The sequence below is a fragment of the Streptomyces sp. HUAS TT11 genome (assembly GCF_051553595.1).
GTDB lineage: Bacteria > Actinomycetota > Actinomycetes > Streptomycetales > Streptomycetaceae > Streptomyces.
This window is the reverse complement of the sequence record NZ_CP196184.1, coordinates 9,308,949-9,325,563: the sequence shown is the minus strand read 5'-3', so window position 1 is coordinate 9,325,563 and position 16,615 is coordinate 9,308,949. Positions and strand designations below refer to the sequence as shown.

At 68.3% G+C, this 16,615-nt stretch carries 14 protein-coding genes and 1 pseudogene; 8 read left to right on the top strand and 7 right to left on the bottom strand.

Translation table 11 applies throughout. From position 1 onward, the window contains the following. Positions 1–9: 9 nt before the first annotated feature. Together ACSHXN_RS42080 and ACSHXN_RS42075 are read right to left on the bottom strand one after the other, a co-directional pair. A complete protein-coding gene (locus ACSHXN_RS42080; protein ID WP_438306283.1) occupies positions 10–4,062 on the bottom strand; it encodes a trypsin-like peptidase domain-containing protein in 4,053 nt (1,350 codons plus the stop codon). 5 nt (positions 4,063–4,067) lie between these two features. Beyond that, positions 4,068–4,379 carry a trypco2 family protein gene (locus ACSHXN_RS42075; protein WP_356294280.1) on the bottom strand — a complete coding sequence of 104 codons (312 nt, stop codon included), beginning with the start codon at positions 4,377–4,379 and terminating at the stop codon, positions 4,068–4,070. Between the two features lie 381 nt (positions 4,380–4,760). Between ACSHXN_RS42075 and ACSHXN_RS42070 the strand changes: the two genes are divergently transcribed. Together ACSHXN_RS42070 and ACSHXN_RS42065 are read left to right on the top strand one after the other, a co-directional pair. After that, on the top strand, positions 4,761–5,156 hold the full coding sequence (locus ACSHXN_RS42070) for a hypothetical protein (protein WP_438306282.1): 396 nt from the start codon (positions 4,761–4,763) through the stop codon (positions 5,154–5,156). A gap of 127 nt (positions 5,157–5,283) precedes the next feature. Continuing rightward, positions 5,284–5,685, top strand: a complete 402-nt coding sequence (locus ACSHXN_RS42065; protein WP_438306544.1) for a Tn3 family transposase — start codon at positions 5,284–5,286, stop codon at positions 5,683–5,685. A 60-nt stretch (positions 5,686–5,745) separates the two neighbouring features. Here the strand turns inward: ACSHXN_RS42065 and ACSHXN_RS42060 are convergent, their stop codons facing one another. Both ACSHXN_RS42060 and ACSHXN_RS42055 read right to left on the bottom strand, forming a co-directional pair. Then, positions 5,746–6,369, bottom strand: a complete 624-nt coding sequence (locus ACSHXN_RS42060) for an NADPH-dependent F420 reductase (protein ID WP_356113771.1) — start codon at positions 6,367–6,369, stop codon at positions 5,746–5,748. 33 nt (positions 6,370–6,402) lie between these two features. After that, positions 6,403–7,137, bottom strand: a complete 735-nt coding sequence (locus tag ACSHXN_RS42055; protein WP_037738440.1) for an SDR family NAD(P)-dependent oxidoreductase — start codon at positions 7,135–7,137, stop codon at positions 6,403–6,405. 144 nt (positions 7,138–7,281) lie between these two features. Here ACSHXN_RS42055 and ACSHXN_RS42050 point away from each other — a divergent pair, with 144 nt between their 5' ends. After that, complete coding sequence (locus ACSHXN_RS42050) at positions 7,282–7,893, top strand: TetR/AcrR family transcriptional regulator (protein ID WP_356113769.1); 612 nt, start codon at positions 7,282–7,284, stop codon at positions 7,891–7,893. A gap of 789 nt (positions 7,894–8,682) precedes the next feature. Here ACSHXN_RS42050 and ACSHXN_RS42045 read toward each other — a convergent pair. Next, positions 8,683–9,594: a LysR family transcriptional regulator gene (locus ACSHXN_RS42045; protein WP_355140103.1), complete on the bottom strand. Its 912-nt coding sequence runs from the start codon at positions 9,592–9,594 to the stop codon at positions 8,683–8,685. 269 nt (positions 9,595–9,863) lie between these two features. Here ACSHXN_RS42045 and ACSHXN_RS42040 point away from each other — a divergent pair, with 269 nt between their 5' ends. The 5 genes from ACSHXN_RS42040 to ACSHXN_RS42020 all read left to right on the top strand — a co-directional run bounded on the left by ACSHXN_RS42040 (position 9,864) and on the right by ACSHXN_RS42020 (position 14,943). Beyond that, positions 9,864–10,496 (top strand): NADPH-dependent F420 reductase, encoded by a 633-nt coding sequence (locus tag ACSHXN_RS42040; protein ID WP_355140102.1) that lies wholly within the window; start codon positions 9,864–9,866, stop codon positions 10,494–10,496. Between the two features lie 93 nt (positions 10,497–10,589). After that, positions 10,590–11,528 carry an SDR family oxidoreductase gene (locus tag ACSHXN_RS42035; RefSeq protein WP_438306281.1) on the top strand — a complete coding sequence of 313 codons (939 nt, stop codon included), beginning with the start codon at positions 10,590–10,592 and terminating at the stop codon, positions 11,526–11,528. A gap of 78 nt (positions 11,529–11,606) precedes the next feature. Continuing rightward, positions 11,607–12,266, top strand: a complete 660-nt coding sequence (locus ACSHXN_RS42030; protein WP_438306543.1) for an NADPH-dependent F420 reductase — start codon at positions 11,607–11,609, stop codon at positions 12,264–12,266. Between the two features lie 290 nt (positions 12,267–12,556). Then, the gene (locus ACSHXN_RS42025) at positions 12,557–12,715 is read left to right on the top strand and encodes a hypothetical protein (protein ID WP_355140099.1); all 159 of its coding nucleotides are present in this window, start codon (positions 12,557–12,559) and stop codon (positions 12,713–12,715) included. A 542-nt stretch (positions 12,716–13,257) separates the two neighbouring features. Continuing rightward, the gene (locus tag ACSHXN_RS42020; RefSeq protein ID WP_438306280.1) at positions 13,258–14,943 is read left to right on the top strand and encodes a ribonuclease J; all 1,686 of its coding nucleotides are present in this window, start codon (positions 13,258–13,260) and stop codon (positions 14,941–14,943) included. Between the two features lie 399 nt (positions 14,944–15,342). Here the strand turns inward: ACSHXN_RS42020 and ACSHXN_RS42015 are convergent, their stop codons facing one another. Both ACSHXN_RS42015 and ACSHXN_RS42010 read right to left on the bottom strand, forming a co-directional pair. Beyond that, positions 15,343–15,546: a cold-shock protein gene (locus ACSHXN_RS42015; RefSeq protein WP_123545149.1), complete on the bottom strand. Its 204-nt coding sequence runs from the start codon at positions 15,544–15,546 to the stop codon at positions 15,343–15,345. A gap of 264 nt (positions 15,547–15,810) precedes the next feature. Beyond that, positions 15,811–16,464, bottom strand: a pseudogene (locus ACSHXN_RS42010) (DEAD/DEAH box helicase); the annotation flags it as partial. Positions 16,465–16,615: the final 151 nt, after the last annotated feature.

Sequence of the window (16,615 nt, the reverse complement as noted above, 5' to 3'; positions counted from 1 at the left end):
AGTGGACGGTCAGCTGGTCCCAGGAGCTCGAAGCGTCACTTGTTCGGCGGGCGGCTGGATCACCCCGAGCTGGGCTGCGATCTCTTGAAGGCACGCTGGTTCCAGGGCGGCCAGTGGGGCGATGACGTCCTCGGCGAAGCCGTGGGCCAGGGAGCGCTTGACCAGGTCGACGAGGGGTGGGGAGGTAACGGCTGCGGCGAGAGCCAGGCAGTCGGCGTGCTCCTCCTGGAGGTCGTCGATGAAGGGGAGGGCCTCGGTCAGGAAGCCTGCGTCGAGCATCGCTTTGACCAGGTCGGTGAGGACGCCGTCGGCCAGAACCCCGGTCAGCCGACGGGCTTCGGCGTGGTAGCGGTCCCAGAGGCGCAGGCGGACGACTGCTTCCAGCGGCACGGTGTTCGTCGCATAGTGGGCGCCCGTGACCAGGACGGCGTGCCGTAGCGTGGCCAGAAGGCGGGTGAAGTCCTCGGTGAGGCCGGTGGCCTGGCAGGCTGCGGTGAGCCAGGGGCGGGCCCACAGGCCGTTGTCCAGCGTTACGTCTGGGTCTGTGGTTGCGGCGAGTTGAGCCGTGACGTCGCGGCACAGGGGCTGATGGCCAGCGTCGCACATCTCGACGATCATCGCTGCTGCCTGTTCCTGCCTGCGGGCGATGCCCTGCGGGGAACTCGCTGGCATGGGCAGGGCCGTTTCGCGGATCAGGGAGATCGCCGAGGGGATGTCGTCCGACAGCAAGTGCGCGCGGAACTCGAGTGCGCAGCCGTGGAGATCGGTCTTATCAAGCCTGCGTGCCAAATTGAGGGCCGCGTCGGCGTGCCCGGCGCGGAGGTGGACGGCGATGAGCTCGTGAGTGACGCGGGTACGCCAGCCGGACAGGCTCGGGTCCGTCGACTTCTCGATGCCTTCGGCCACCTGGGCGATGAGTAGGTCGAGATCGGCTGAGCGGTGATCACCGTGGGCTTCGACGGCTCTCGCGGCGTCCAGGAAGATGTCGATACAGTGGATCTGGTCTGCCTCGAACGTGGCCGCGATCCTCAGGGCGTGGTCGAGGTGGCCGAGCCGAGTGGCTGCGCTTGCCACAGCCCGCGCCTCCCACGTGGCACGGATGTCGTCGCCTGCCTGCTGCACCGTATGGAGGGCCAGTGCCAGGGCCGGTGTGCCCAGGTCCGTTCGTCCGGCGGTGCCGGCGGCCCGGGCGAAGGCCGCAAGGACGGTGGGAGGCGGCGTGTTCCTGGTCTCGTCGAGGGCCGCCTCCGTCTCGCGCACGACGGGAGCGGCGTCCTGGGGTGTGTTGGAGTCGAGCAGCGCCAGGGCAATCTCCGTGAGGTGGTCCGCACGGATGCCGGGGTTGGCGATGTCCTGAGCCAGGGAGAGCGCCAATGAGAGGTGGTCATTGGCCCGGGCAGACGTCGTAGCGTCGGCGAGCAGTTCGTCCGTGGCCCGGGGCTGTCGGGGATCGAGGCCGTGGGCGGCGAGCGCAGTGTAGGCGAGCTCCACGAGATCGAGATCGGGAGAGGCCGAGGCCGGCAGGGCGAGCAGACGGCGGGCCCGGTTCTCGTCCTGGTAGGCGGCCGATTGCACGAGCTCGGAAGCGGGGAACTCATCGTTCAGGGCCATAAGGAGTGGCTCGGGAACGTTTCGGCGGCCTCCCTTGGCGGCGTGCTCGCTGCAGGCGGTGAGGAGGGCTCGTTTCCTGCCGTCCAGGTCCAGGTCGGCGAGGTGCTGGAGGAGGCGGTCGAGGTCGCCTAGAACAGCGAACGCGGGCGCGAGGAGGCCGCAGAAGTCGGGGCGGTCCTCCCTATCGGCGCCTTCGATGGCCTCCTCGATGAGGGTCCGCGTCAGCTCGGGATCGATCTCGGCCAGTGCGTCGGCGACGGTGGTGAGGAACCAACCTCGCTCGTCGCCGCTCTCGGTGACGGCTCGGCGAGCAATGTCGGCTGCGCCTGGTTCGCCGTGCCGTGCGAGCGCGAGGGCTGCGCGCACCGTGTGTGCCATCTGCTCCAGGGGCAACCTGCCTGGTACGGCCATGGCTTCGTGGATGAGGTTCCGCGCCTCGGTCCGCTGGCTGTCCAGCAGGTACTCGCCAATAGCCAGCAGCGCGTCAGCCTGCACGTAGGTGTTCTGCAGGGCGCGGGCGAACTGGATGCCCTGCTCGGCTCGGCCGAGGCGTACCAGCAACAGCGGATACGTGGAGGGGATGGTGAAGTTGTCGTCCTCGATGCGCTTGCGGAGCAGCGACACTCGCGTCAGCAGGGTGAGGTCACAGTCGGGGGCTGCCTCAAGGAGCCTTGCCGCGTTCGACAGTTCGGACAGCGCGGCCAGGTCGCCGTCGGTCCGGCGGCGAAGCAGGGCGCGGCGCGCGGGGGATGCCAGGGCTGCCAGCGTCTGGCCTGCGCCTTCGGTGAGCAGGAGCGTCGGGTACGCCTCGGTCAGGTAGTCCGGGGTGTCGTCGGGCCAGCCGGCCGCGGCGAAGCCGAGGGCCCAGCCGTCGATAGCGTTGCGGGTTTGGGTGAACTCCTCGGGTTCCAGGTCCTCCTGGACGGCGACGGCCAGGGTGTCATGGGCGAGGGTGTACCGGGTCGGTGTACCGGGGCGCGGCTCCACGACCCGGGAGAGCCCCCGTTTCAGGGTCCGGCGAATCGCCAGCGCGGAGTCGTTGGCGATCGAGGCAATGTCACTGCTGCTCAGCGCGCCGCCGGCGACTGTCATTGTGGTCAGGACGGTACGCGGGACGTGTTCGGCGAGTACCTGATCCAGCTCTTGGCGGGCATGCAGGAGCAGGCTCGTCGCCGCGGGGAACGGTGTCAGCGCCTGGCGGCGGCAGGTGCGCAGCGGGTGGCTGCCGTCCACGTCGAGCGGCACGTCAGAATGGCGGCTCGTCACCAGGACGTGTGCCGCCGGACCAAGAGCGGTCGGAAGCTGCGCGGCGATACTGGGCTCGGCCAGCTCGCGGTAGTCGTTCTCGTCCAGACCGTCGACGAGCAGCAGCAGGGAACGTCCAGGGATCCGCATCGCGCGTTCCCAAAGGCTGAGGAAGGCGGCAGCGTCCGGTTCGGCGGGCGGGAACTCGCCCAGCAGGGTGGCGAGCTGGTCACACATGGCCCGGTGGAACTGCTGGACGCGCATCTGGCCATCGCGCCGAGAGATGACGAACGACACCACGTCCAGCCCGGGGTGGGACCCTGTGGCGAAGTGGGTCACCAGCGAGGTTTTTCCAGCCCAGGGACCGGCGACGAGCACTAGGTAGGGGTCTGCCCCGGTCGCGAACGCGAGAAGGTCGGCGAGCTCCCGGTCGCGGCCGGTCAGTTCGACGCACCGGGCTGCGTATTGGCGCAGCATCGCCTCATAGGCCGGGTGGCGCCGCTCCTGCCCGCGCAGGGGTTCCGGCACGACGCTGTGCGAGGCCAGCAGCTCACGTGCGGCAGTGGCACTCGACTCGGGCTCGCGCTCACCTTCCGCACGCGGCTCGTACGCGCCGATCACAGCAGCCAGCCGCACAGCCTCCAGCCCGCCCGAGTGGGCCGACTCCACGACGACGCCGACAGCCGACCCCTCACAGATGACGCCCGCACCCGAGAAACCGCTCCAGTCACGCGCTTCCAGGCGGCGGCCATCCGCCCGATGCAGCAGCAGACGGCCCCGCTTCATACTCGACCCGAGCGGGATCAGCCCGTCGATCTGGTCGCTGTCGCGCCAGGTCGCCGTGTCCGTGTCCGTCCAGCTCTGATGCCGCGGAAAGCCGATCGCGGTGAACGGAAGCCGTCCGTCAGCCTCGTCCGGTACAACTCCGATGGCGATCGGAGTGACCTCGTCGAGGTGGACTTCCGAAGCGAGTTCGACAAGCGCGACGTCCAGCCGGGCACCTCGCCACACCGTCCGGCCGGTGACGATGATCTCTTCGGGGCCGCCGCCGGACAGCCGCACCCTGACCGACCCACTGCCCTCGACCACATGCCCGGCCGTCACCACCAAGGACGTCGCCAGCCGCAGCCCCGAGCCATACCCGGTGCCGTCGTCTCGCTCGACCAGGACCTCGGCGCACCGCCCGGCGAGCGAGTCCACCGCCACAGGCCTCAGCGCGGGAGCCCGGGTAGCCGATCGGTGACCGACAGCGGCCGGCCGGCGTCGTCGGTGGGCGTAAGAGTCATCCGCACACGCTGTGTCCGGCCGCCGCTGCGCTTGCCTTCGGCTCCCGCCTCAACCACCCACAGCTTCAGCCCGCCGCGCCCGCCTGCCTCCCGCGTCATCGTGACCTCGAACTCCAGCTCCACAGCCCCGACGCCGAATTTGACGCCGCGGCCCGCCCCTTCCTGTTGTGCCGTCTCCAACTGATCGCGGAGGACGCGGATGTAGTCGGCCAGGGGCACGCCCTCGGGGTCGCTCATCAGATGCTGCCTCCACGTACGGTGATATCCATGAGTCTGACAGGCGGCTACCTTGTTCGCATGCGAACCGGATTCGTTTGTCCTTGACGCGCCGCGCACCTCCTTCCGTCTCGACGCGGACCCAACCCATCGAGACGTGGGGAAGCGAAGACCGCCCGGCTCACGCGGGTCGCTGACGTCCTGGCCGCGATACGCAAGAGCCGCCAGGCCCTCTCCGATGCGGAGATCACCCGGCGGGCCGCCGTCAACCCGCAGTACCTTCAATGCCACCGCGACCTCAAAGCGGAAGCCGAGACAGTCCGCACCCACCTCGCCCAAGACGGGCCGCGGGCGGCGGCAGCGACCGCCCGCAAGGAGGCGGCCCTCGAAGTCGAGAACCGCATGCTCCTGGAACAGAACGCCGCCCTGCAACGGACCCTTCACGAAGTCCAGAACGAGCTGCGCACGCTACGCGCCCACGAACTGGGCGCCCGCCTCCGCGACGGCCTGAACGCCCGCTCGCTGCGCGACACGGCGATTCAGGAACTGCACGCGCAACGAGACGCCGCACTCGCAGCCGGCCGCCAAGCAGAAACCGCCATGGAGGCACTCCGCAACGTCAACCAGCGGCTGAAGGTCGAGAACCGCCGGCTGATCGCCGCAGATGCTCCGGAACCACCCGGACAGCCCCAGCCGCCCGCAAGCCGCCCGGCCCTTGAGAGACCTGGCGTCGAGGCGACCCCTGACCGACACCCCCGGCAGCCTCGAACCCCACGGACGGAATCGGTACGGTTCTGACCGCATGACCAGGTGAGGCCCCTCCAACGCTCCGGAGAGGCCTCACCGATATCCAGAACCACCGGTACACGCCCCGGTCACGGCCTCGAACTCCTGAAGCCGAGAACTCGGGCGGCGGTCAGGACCGATCTTCGCCTGCGCCTATCTCGCTGATGAGCATCCCCGGCGCGAGATCAACGGCGGACTGCGGGTCGTCGAGAGCTGGAACTCCACCAACGAGAAGATCTTCTACGGCCGTGAGAGCGTACTCACCGGCGCCGACCGCGAGCACGCCAGGGTCCCCATGCTCGTACTCCATCTCCTGCAATCCAGCCTGGCCCTGATCAACACCCAGCTTCTCCAGGCGGTCCTCCGCGACCCGCAGTGGGCCGGGAAGCGCACCGCCGCAGATCGGCGCGGGCTGTCCCCCGCTGTTCTGGTCCCACGTCCGTACGGGGGTTTCACCTCGATATGGGCAGCAGGCTCGACATCACCAGGAGGTAGGCCTACCTCGGATGGCCTGGGTGCCGCTTACTGCCCGTCGCCGTGATGCGGCGGCGGCCACCTCCGCGGCGGGCGCTCTCCTTTCGGTAATCCGTCAACCGTTTACTCATACGGGAAGTTCGGTGATGCTGAGGGCGAAGTCCAAGTTCCCCACCCCGTGGTTGGCGAGACCCACCGTGACCACGCCCGCTCCTTCCAGCCAGTGCGCCATTTTCAGGCCGCCGACGTCCAGCGGGCGCAGCCCAAGAGTCTCGATGAACGCCTCCACACTTGCCTTGGCCTGCGCATTGTCGCCAGCGAGGAAGACGTCGGGCCGACCCTTCTCCAGGACATGGCGGAAGACGGTGTTGAACGCCTTCACCACGCTGGCGCTGGCCGGGGCCGCCTTGGCGACTTCCTGCGCGATCGAGGTCTCCTCGCGGTGGGCCAGCCCGTCGAACGCGGAATTGAAGGGATTGCAGATGTCGACGATGACCTTGCCCGCGAGAGCGTCTCCGTACTGGGCGACGGCCGGCACGACACCGTTGTACAGCAGGGCCACGATGACGATGTCCCCGGCCGGGGCGGTGCCCCATTCTCCCGTCGTGGTGCCGCCGCCGAGAGCCTTGGCCAGGCCAGCGGCCTTGGACTGATCGCGGCCCATGACCTCGACGGTGTTGCCGCCCGCTATCGCTCGCGCGCCGATGGTGCGGGCCATGTTCCCGGTGCCGATGATGCTGATGTTGCTCATGAGATGTCCTGCCCTGGTTGTGGGTCGTCCGGTTCAGATGGCGGTGGTGCCGCCGTCGGCGACGAGTTCCATGCCGTTGACGTAGCTGGAGTCGTCGGAGGCGAGGAAGAGGGCGGCGGTGGCGATCTCGTCGGGGCGGCCCATCTGGCCGCGGGGGATGAGGGACTCGAACTGGCGCTTGGTGGCCTCGTCGAAGAGTTCTTCCTGCTTGGCGGTGGCGACCTGGCCGGGGGTCAGGACGTTGACGCGGATGCGGCGGTCCTTGAGCTCGTTGAGCCAGATGCGGGCCCAGGCCTGCTGGACGGCCTTGCTGCCGGCGTAGACGCTCCAGCCGGGGAAGGCACCGAGGGAGGCGTTGGAGCCGGTCATGAGGATGGAGCCGCCGTCGTTGAAGAGCGGAAGGGCCTTCTGGACGGTGAACAGGGTGCCGCGGGCATTGAGCCCGAACCAGGTGTCGAACTGGGCCTCGGTGATCTCGCCGAGCGGGGCGGGCTCGCCCCCTCCGGCGCTGGCCCACAGCACGTCGAGGCTGCCCTTCTCCCGCTTGACGGTGTCGTACAGGCGGTCCAGGTCGTCCAGGTCGGCGGCGTCGCCCTGGACGCCGGTGACGTTGCGGCCGATCTGCTTCACGGCCTCGTCCAGGGCGTCCTGTCGGCGGCCGGTGATGAAGACGTGCGCTCCCTCATCGACGAACAGCTTCGCGCCGGCCAGCGCCATACCGGTGGTGCCGCCGGTGATGACTGCGACCTTGCCGTCGAGCTTTCCCATAGTCATTCCCTTGGGTCGGTGGTGCCGTGCGCACCTGGGACGACGGTGTTATGTACACCGCCTTGTGTACGTACCGTACGGGGCAGGCAGCTGGGACGCAAACTATGTACACCGGCCGTTACCCAGCTCGGGTACGCTGGACCCATGACGGAGTTGGAGAAGGGCCCCACGGGCCGCCGCCGCGGCCGGGGCGCCCGCGAGCGCATCCTCAGCGCGTCCCAGCAGCTGTTCCGCGAGCAGGGCATCAACCGCACCGGCATGGACCAGCTCTGTGCGGTGGCCGAGGTGTCCAAGCGCACGGCCTACCAGCACTTCACCGGCAAGGACGAACTCGTCGCCGAGTACCTGCGCCGGTTCGACCCCACCGTTCTGTCCGGCGTGTTCGACCGCACCGACCTCACACCCCGCGAACGGCTCCTCGCCGCCTTCGACATCCCCCCCACCACCCCCCTGTGCCCCTACATCGGCGCCGCCGTCGAACTCCACGACCCCCAGCACCCCGCATCCCAGTACGCACGCGACTACAAGAAAGCAGTCGCCGCGCGGCTCGCCGACACCGCCCGCGAAGCCGGCGCCGCCGACCCTGAACAGCTCGGCGAGCAGCTCGCGCTGCTCATCGACGGAGCCGCGGCCCGCACCCGGGTCCTCAACGCCGACGCCTTCCCCACCGCCGCCGCCATCGCCGCCGTCCTCATCGACAACGCCATCCCCGCCCCAACCAGCGATGACCTGCGGCGGGAGGAAGTGCCAAGCTGACTTGGCACTGTGCAGCCGGGCTGGACGCGCTGCCGGTCACGCGGCTGCACCCGCTGGTACGCGACATCAGCCGCCCAGCACCTGGCCCGGACCTGCCGGCTTTTACGAAACCGGCCGGCCGCCTGCTGAAGGCCGCAGCAGAAGCCGCCGGGGAGACCGGCGACCCCCGAAGGCTTCAGGAGTTCGAGGCCGTCATCCCGGCCCAGGACGCTGACGCGCCGCCGGTTCGAACAGACGGCTGATCACATAAGTCCGTACGGGGCGGCGCATGAAGAACTCGTACGCAACTGGGACGTTCTGAAGACGCGGGTGGCCCGCCGGCGACGCCTGCGTGCCACCCGCATCTTCAGACCACTACGAGCCGGAGACTTGCCCCTCCCTCATCCACTCCAGCGCGGCGCTCTCCTCGCGGGGTAGCACGCTGTTGGCTTCTGGACCGAGCCGACTGAACCATTCACGCTGATCATCAGTGAGCGGCCCATCTGGGCCACGCCAGCCCGAAACGAAGGCCAACAGGGTGGGTGGCCAGCACGTCCGGCTGAAACCCACAGTCGGGTTCTGGATCCCACGGACCGACTCCCGAGAGTACGAACGGCAAGACCGCCGGAGATCAGCCGACTTGAGCCGCGTCCGCAGCACGTACTTGCAGGCGGTCTCAGGTGCTTCGCAGCCCCCTCGGACAACTGCCGGCCGAAGAACGGAACCGGCTCAGAGGGCAGCCGCAACAGCACCGCTCCGTCAGGCCATTTCACTCTGCAGCGCATGATGAACGGGGGTCAGCCGAACTACTCAGGCGTGTCTTGAGACGACATCGCCTCCAAGCTGCCACATCTCGTAGTTCCCACATTCTGCCGTGATCTCGGCCGTCGACTGAGCCGCAGCGACGAAGTCATCTACTACCGGCGAGGTGTGAGATGCCGCCACCGCGAGGCACACCTGGTCGGGCGCCAGATCCGGGATGGGCACATAGACGACGTCGGGATGCGAGTAGAAAACGGACGCCGAACGACCCAGGAAGGAGATGCCCCGTCCGGCCGCGACATGCTCGAGCGTCTCGTCCACCCCGCGCACCGGGTACCCGGCATTGGGGAGCGGGCGCCTGGTGGGCTGCGTGCTCGGGTCACCCTGCCAGACCAGTGGTTCGCCGGCCAGGTCGGCCTCGGTGACCTCCTCCTTGCCGGCCAACCGGTGTCCGGCGGGCAGTACTGCTACCCGCGGCTCGGTGTACAGCGGGGTGACGCGCAGGCCGGCCTCGTCGATGGGCAGCCGCACATAGCCGACGTCGATGCGGCCGTCGAGCAGCATCGCAGCCTGGTCGTCCCCTTCGATCCGCTGCACGTCCACGACCACGTCCGGGTACCGGTCCTCGAACGCACGGGCCGCCGGAGTGACTGCAACGCCGGCCCGGAAACCGACCATCAGCCGCCGCTTGCCGCTGGCGGCCGCGGACACCCGGCGGCGGACCGCGTGGGTTGAGGCGAGCAGCGGACCGGCCTCGGCCAGCAGTTGCCGGCCCGCGTCTGTCAGCTCTACGCCGTGGCGATCCCTGGTGAACAGCGAGACGCCGAGATCCTGCTCGAGCGCACGGATCTGCCGGCTGAGCACCGGCTGTGCGATGTGAAGCTCGTCGGCGGCGCGGCCGAAGTGCAACTGGTCGGCCACGGCGACGAAGTAACGCAGTTTGCGCAGGTCCAGATCCATGGCGCCTTCCAGCTGGTGATGCCTTCAGGGTATCACCACGGATTAAAGAAGTCTTGGACGCCCACTCAGGCCAATGGCAACCTGAATAGGTACCTAAGGGTCCGTGAATTCGGCACAAGAATTCGACGGCGGAGGGCCCAGGCCCAGAATGAGCACATCGGGAATTGAGCGCCTCTCCCTTCGCGTCATTCGACGGCGTCGACGACACAACCGTTAACAACGACGGGGTGGGCATGGCGTCCTATTCAGCTCCAGAAAGCAGGAACTCCATGAGCAGCATCAGCATTATCGGCCTGGGGAACGTAGCCCGCGCTCTGGCCGCCCGGGCGCTCGCCGGCGGCAACGCAGTCGAGATCATCGGCCGCGACTCGGCCAAGGCCAAGGAATTGGCCGCTGCGCTCGGTGGCGCCACTGTCGGGACGGCCGGCACCGCTCCCGCCGGGGACATCGTTGTCCTCGCCGTGCCGTACGCCAGTGCCGCGGCGGTGGTGAGGGAGTATGGGGACGCACTGCGCGGCAAGATCATCGTTGACATCACCAACCCCGTAGCCCGCGATCTGCAGGGCTTCGTCGTCCCCGACGACAGTTCCGGCGCACAGGAGATCGCCAAGGCGGCTCCCGACGACGCGCATGTCGTCAAGGCGTTCAACACTGTGTTCTCCCACGTTCTGGAGGCCGGCCCGGCCGAGGACCGCCCTCTGGACGTGTTCATCGCCGGCGACGACGCGCAGGTGAAGGCACGCGTGTCGGCGTTCGTCGAGAGCCTGGGGCTGCGCCCCTGGGACACCGGGGCACTGTTCATGGCGCGGGCGCTGGAGAACGTCAGCCTGCTGGAGCTGGGCCTCATGAATCACTCCGTCAAGCACGCCAATTTCTCTCTCGGCATCACCCTTCTCGGCTGAGCAAACCCCCTACCAACTATCTCTCGTGCCGCATTACGCCAGTTCATTTACGGCACGGGAAGACCCTGCACCTACCCTCACAAGGACAGTTAGATGCGCGTATTCGTCGCTGGGGGGACCGGCCATTCCGGTTCGTACATCATCTCCGACCTCATCGCGGCCGGGCACGAGGTCACCGGCCTGGCCCGGTCGGACGCTTCCGCGTCGGCCCTGTCCGCGCTCGGCGCGAAGGTGCGTCGCGGCGGCCTTCAGGATCTCGACGGGCTCAAGGAGGCAGCCGCGGACTCCGACGGCGTCATCCACGTTGCCCACAGGCAGGATCTGCTGCCCTCCGGCGGGATGGACGCCGTGGCCGCTGCGGAGCTCCCGATCATGCTCGCGTACGGCGAGGCACTGGCGGGAACCGGAAAGCCGCTGGTCACGGCGGGGAGCATTGGCTCACCCGGGCAGTACCTGGGCCGGCCGGCCACCGAGGAGGACCCGGCCCTCCGCGCCGGCGAGGAGCACAGAGGCACCCTGCGGATCCGCAACGTCGTGGAAAGGGCCGTAGTCGACCTCGCCGAGCAGGGGGTGCGGTCGTCGGTCGTGCGGATCGCCAACATCGCGCACAGCACGACCGATCGTGCCGGCTTCCTCCCCACGCTGATCGCGCTCGCGAAGGAGAAGGGGTTCGTCGGCTACCACGGCGACGGCGCGAACCTGTGGAACGCCGTGCACATCCGCGATGCCGCCACCTTGTTCCGCCTGGCGCTGGAGAAGGGGCCGGCTGGCAGATACTGGCACGCGGTTGGGGACGGGGCCATCCCGTTCCGCGAGATCGCCGAGGCCATCGCCAGCCGCCTGGGCCTGCCCGCCGTGAGCGTTCCCAACGACGCCCTGATGACGCCGGGGTACTTCGGGTTCCTCACGAATATCGTCACGCAGAGCTACCCGGCGTCCAACCTCATCACCCGCCGGGCCCTCGGCTGGGAACCCGCCCAGCCAGGCCTGCTCGCCGATCTGGACAACGGCCATTACTTCCCCGCCGGCTGACGGCAGGAACCCGGATCGTAATGAGCCCGGCAACCGGCAAGTTCGGCTCTTCTGAAGGACGTTGAGATTATGACGACTGTGGGATTCATCGGAAGCGGCAGCATCGGCAGGACCATCGCACGACTCGCTGTCGGGGCCGGGCACCAGGTGGTGCTCAGCAACTCGCGCGGTCCCGAAACGCTCGTGGACACGGCCGAGGAACTGGGGCCGCAGGCGTCCGCGGCGACGAGCGAAGAGGCCGCGACGGCGGGTGGCATTGTCGTGGTCACGGTGCCGGTCAGCGCCTTCCCCCACGTGCCCGCCGCACAACTGGCCGGGAAGACGGTCATCGACACCTGCAACTACGGCCCCGAGCGTGACGGGCACATCCCCGAGCTCGACAGCAAGTCCCTCACCTCAAGCGAGCTGCTCCTGCAGTACGTCCCGGACGCCCTGCTCGTAAAGGCGTTCAACAACATCTTCTACAAGCACCTGCTGTCACTCGCCCGCCCGACAGGGGCGGCCGACCGCTCCTACCTGCCGATCGCCGGTGACTCCGCACCGGCGAAGGGAGCGGTGACCGAATTCATCGACTCCATCGGCTACAGCGTGGTAGACGCCGGAACGCTCGCCGACAGCTGGCAGCAGGCGACGGGCACACCGGTGTGGGGAACACCATACGGGCCGTACTCGAACGAGAAGGGCCAACCGGTCGGCGAGGACGCCATCCGCGCGGCACTGGCCACCGCAACACAGTAACCGTCAATTAACGCGGACCGCGATGTGGTCCGGCCGTGACATGCCCCCGCCCGGTGGATGCCCGGTGGGGGCCTATTTCGCACGCAAAGGCGTCGAACCCAGCGAAGCGTTTGCCCCTGCTTCTCGTCGCGCGGAGTCAGGTTCGACGTCGCCGGATCAGGTCGCGGACTGCTCCCTGGGCGGCCAATCGCACAGATTCGTGGTTTGGCCCCGCAAGCTGCCGTAGTGCTGAACATCCTCAGCGCTCTGCCGGACAGCTCAGACGATCGGGCGGCAGCAGTCGATCGGCAGTGCCGCCCGTCACGGACGACGCCATGCTCGCCGTCGCGCTCCACATCTGCGCTCAGGAACCGAGCCTGCGGGAGATCGCCCAGCGGCTCGTCAAGGCCAGCACCCGTCAGCAGCCACCGTCATGCGGATGCTCCGCGACCACGATGAGCGGGCACTGAAAGCTTCTGATTACGGATAGCTGCTTCCCCCCTGGCGTGGCTTCAGGAGTTCGAGGCCGTCACCGGCCAGGGTCGTAGCACACGAACTGGCCCGAGTGCTCGTCAACTTTCCGCGTGGAACGGCCTGCCGAGCGGCGAGTGGCCGACGCGGGTCAACCATGGACCGCTGACTCACGCCAACGTACCAGTGAGTCAGCCCTTCCACCCACAAGTGAAGCGTGCCGTGAACTGCTGATACGAGCTATTCCGGTACGCAGAACCCCCCTACACGGAGCCGTTGGAGCGCTCGCGCTTTGTCCTGCTCAATGAGTGCCCGGCAACTCGGAGTCGTGGGTCCTCCCCCGGTGCTTCGACACCTTGCTCGCCGACGGGGCACGCTGCGGTCGCTGCGGTTGCCCCTGTCTTGGGGCCCGGGCAGCGGGCAGATGAGACGGATGTCGACCTGAGCGCCAGTATGTCTCCGGCGGCGTGTCGTATCGAGCGCCCGCTGGATCACACAGGCAATGGATCATTCTGCCCCGCTCTCCGGGTACCGTCAGGGCATGAGTCATCCGCACCCCGAACTGAAAGCCGCCCCTCCCCTTCCCGAAGGAGGGCTGCGGGTCGTCGCCCTGGGCGGCCTGGGTGAGATCGGCCGCAACATGACCGTCTTCGAGCACGCGGACAAGCTGCTCATCGTCGACTGCGGCGTGCTGTTCCCCGAGGAGACCCAGCCCGGCGTGGACGTGATCCTGCCGGACTTCACCTCGATCCGGGACCGGCTGGACGACATCGTGGCCGTGGTCCTCACCCACGGCCACGAGGACCACATCGGCGGCGTGCCCTACCTGCTGCGCGAGCGGTCCGACATCCCGGTCGTCGGCTCCAAGCTGACGCTGGCGTTCCTGGAGGCCAAGCTCAAGGAACACGGCATCCGGCCGCGCACAGTGCGGGTGCGGGAGGGCGACCGGCGTGGCTTCGGGCCCTTCGACTGCGAGTTCGTCGCGGTCAACCACTCCATCCCCGACAGCCTCGCGGTCGCGATCCGCACCCGGGCCGGGATGGTGCTGCACACCGGCGACTTCAAGATGGACCAGTTCCCTCTCGACGACCGCATCACCGATCTGCGCGCCTTCGCCCGCCTCGGCGAGGAGGGCGTGGACCTGTTCCTCACCGACTCCACCAACGCCGAAGTACCCGGCTTCACCACCTCCGAGCGGGAGTTGAACCCGGCCATCGAGCAGGTGATGCGCACCGCGCCGCGCCGGGTCATCGTCTCCAGCTTCGCCAGCCACGTGCACCGCATCCAGCAGGTCCTGGACGCCGCCCACCAGCACGGCCGCAAGGTCGCCTTCGTCGGCCGGTCGATGGTCCGCAACATGGGCATCGCCCGTGAGCTTGGCTATCTGAAGGTCCCCTCCGGTCTGGTCATGAGCACGAAGGAGCTGGAGAAGCTTCCGGACCACAAGATCACTCTGGTGTGCACCGGCTCCCAGGGCGAACCGATGGCCGCGCTGTCACGGATGGCCAACCGCGACCACCTGATCCGCATCGGCAAGGACGACACCGTCCTGCTCGCCAGCTCCCTCATCCCCGGCAACGAGAACGCCATCTACCGGGTGATCAACGGACTCACCCGGTGGGGCGCCCACGTGGTCCACAAGGGCAACGCCAAGGTGCACGTCTCCGGGCACGCCAGCGCCGGCGAACTCGTCTACTGCTACAACATCGTCAAGCCCCGCAACGTCATGCCCGTGCACGGCGAATGGCGCCACCTGCGGGCCAACGCCGACCTCGCCATCCGTACCGGTGTCGACCCCGAACGGGTCGTCATCGCCGAGGACGGCGTCGTCGTCGACCTGGTCGACGGGCGCGCGTCCATCACCGGCAAGGTCCCCGCCGGCAACGTCTACGTGGACGGCATGGAAGTCGGCGGCGCCACCGAAGCATCCCTCAAGGACCGCCTCACCCTCGCAGCCGAAGGCGTGGTCACGGTGGTGGCGATCGTCGACGCGGACACCGGCGCCCTCGCCGAAGCCCCCGACTTTCTGGCCCGGGGCTTCGTCCACGACGACACCACCTTCGAGCCGGTCATCCCCGTCATCGAGAAGACCCTGGCCACCGCCGCCGAGGAAGGCGTCGGGGACGCGCGCCAACTCGAACAACTCCTCGCCCGCGCCGTGGCGAACTGGGCGTTCCGCACCCACCGCCGCAAGCCCCTCATCATCCCCATCATCATCGACGCCTGAACCACAGCACGGCAGCACGATCCCGGTTCCGGCCCTGGCCCCGCCGGCATCAAGGCGGGCACGGAGTCAGCGGCCACCCCAGCAGGCCGGGGTGGCAACGCACTCCACATGATGAGTCATCGGGAACACGTCCCAAGGACAGGAGGCGCGAAAACCCGCAGTTCCTGCGGCTCACGTGCCCGGCGACGCTTGCAGCGACTGAGGTCAGGAAGTTTCGGGTCGAAGTGCACCGGCCCGGGCTTCCACAGATCAGGGGCCGCGCAGCCATTGCTGCGCGGCCCCTGATCTTGTGCCGGCCCAACACGAGATCAGGCGCCTTCGTCCACGTGGGCGGCAGGGCCCGCACGGGCGGCGGCCACCGGACGCGGCGTGCGCGATCCCTCGGGCAGGTCTCCGAGGTCAGGCCGGGTTGATGTTCTCGGCCTGCGGGCCCTTCTGGCCCTGGGTGACGTCGAACGTCACGGCCTGGCCCTCCTGGAGCTCACGAAAGCCGGTGGAGTTGATCGCGGAGTAGTGCGCGAAGACATCCGGGCCGCCGCCGTCCTGGGCGATGAAGCCGAAGCCCTTCTCCGCGTTGAACCACTTCACAGTTCCCGTTGCCATGTCTTATGCCTTCCAGTCGATGAACGTCTCCCACTCCATGTGGCAGACGGAGGTGATCGCCCTGGTCCCTGCGGCACAGCACAGCAAAACGCCCCCACCAGAGGCGTGGGCAAGAGGGAATTCCGAACCACGACAGCTGACACAGACGTTACACGCCCACACATCGCGTCACCATAGGAAAGGATCACGTCGCACACCGAGACGGTGCGTGCGATGCCCGCCGGCGCTGATGGGCTCGAGCGGTCAGAGTCCCTGACCGTCGTCCGTGATGGCCACGTGGTTCAGCCTGCAGTCGCCACGGTCGATGAGGTCCTTGAGCCGCCCGGGCGTCGCGACAACGACCTCGGCCTCGCCGCGCAGTGCGCCGGCCTGCCGGCCGATCGACATCCCGCCCAGCACCGTGGCCAGCCGCAGCCTGAGGGAACGGGCGTACGGTCTGAGCGCGTCGGTCACCTGCTGTGCCAGCTCACGCGTCGGTACGAGGATCAGGCCCAGCGGCTGGCGGGGTTCAGCACGCTGTCCAGCGGTACGGGCGAGCAGGGCGAGGCCGAAGACGAGGGTCTTGCCGGAACCGGTGCGCCCGCGGCTCAGTACGTCACGGCCCGCCAGGGAGTTCGGCAGCGTCGCTCCCTGGATCGGGAACGGTGCGGTCACACTCTGCTTGCCGAGTTCGGTCAGCAGGTGCTCGGGCATGTCGAGTTCGGCGAAGCCCTCAACAGGAGGCAGCGCGGGCGTGATCGTCCTGGGCAGCGCGAACTCACCTTGCACTGTGGCTGGCCGGCGGCCGCAACCGCCGGAACGGGCAGGGCCGCCGGAACGGTGCGGTGCCTGCGAGCCCGTGCGACTGCCGCCCTTTCCGGCGGCGGCTCTGCCGTGACGGGAGCGGTCGAAGCGATCGTTCGTGCGTGTGCGGTTCATGCGGAACCTTCCTCGATGTGGCGCATATCAAGGAATCCCCGCAGAAATGAGCGGCATGGAGAATTACAAGTATGGACCGGTGGCAAAAAACAGATTTGGGCCGGCGGAAATACTCGGGGGTACGGGTGCTGAAATGGGTGACGCGATGGGG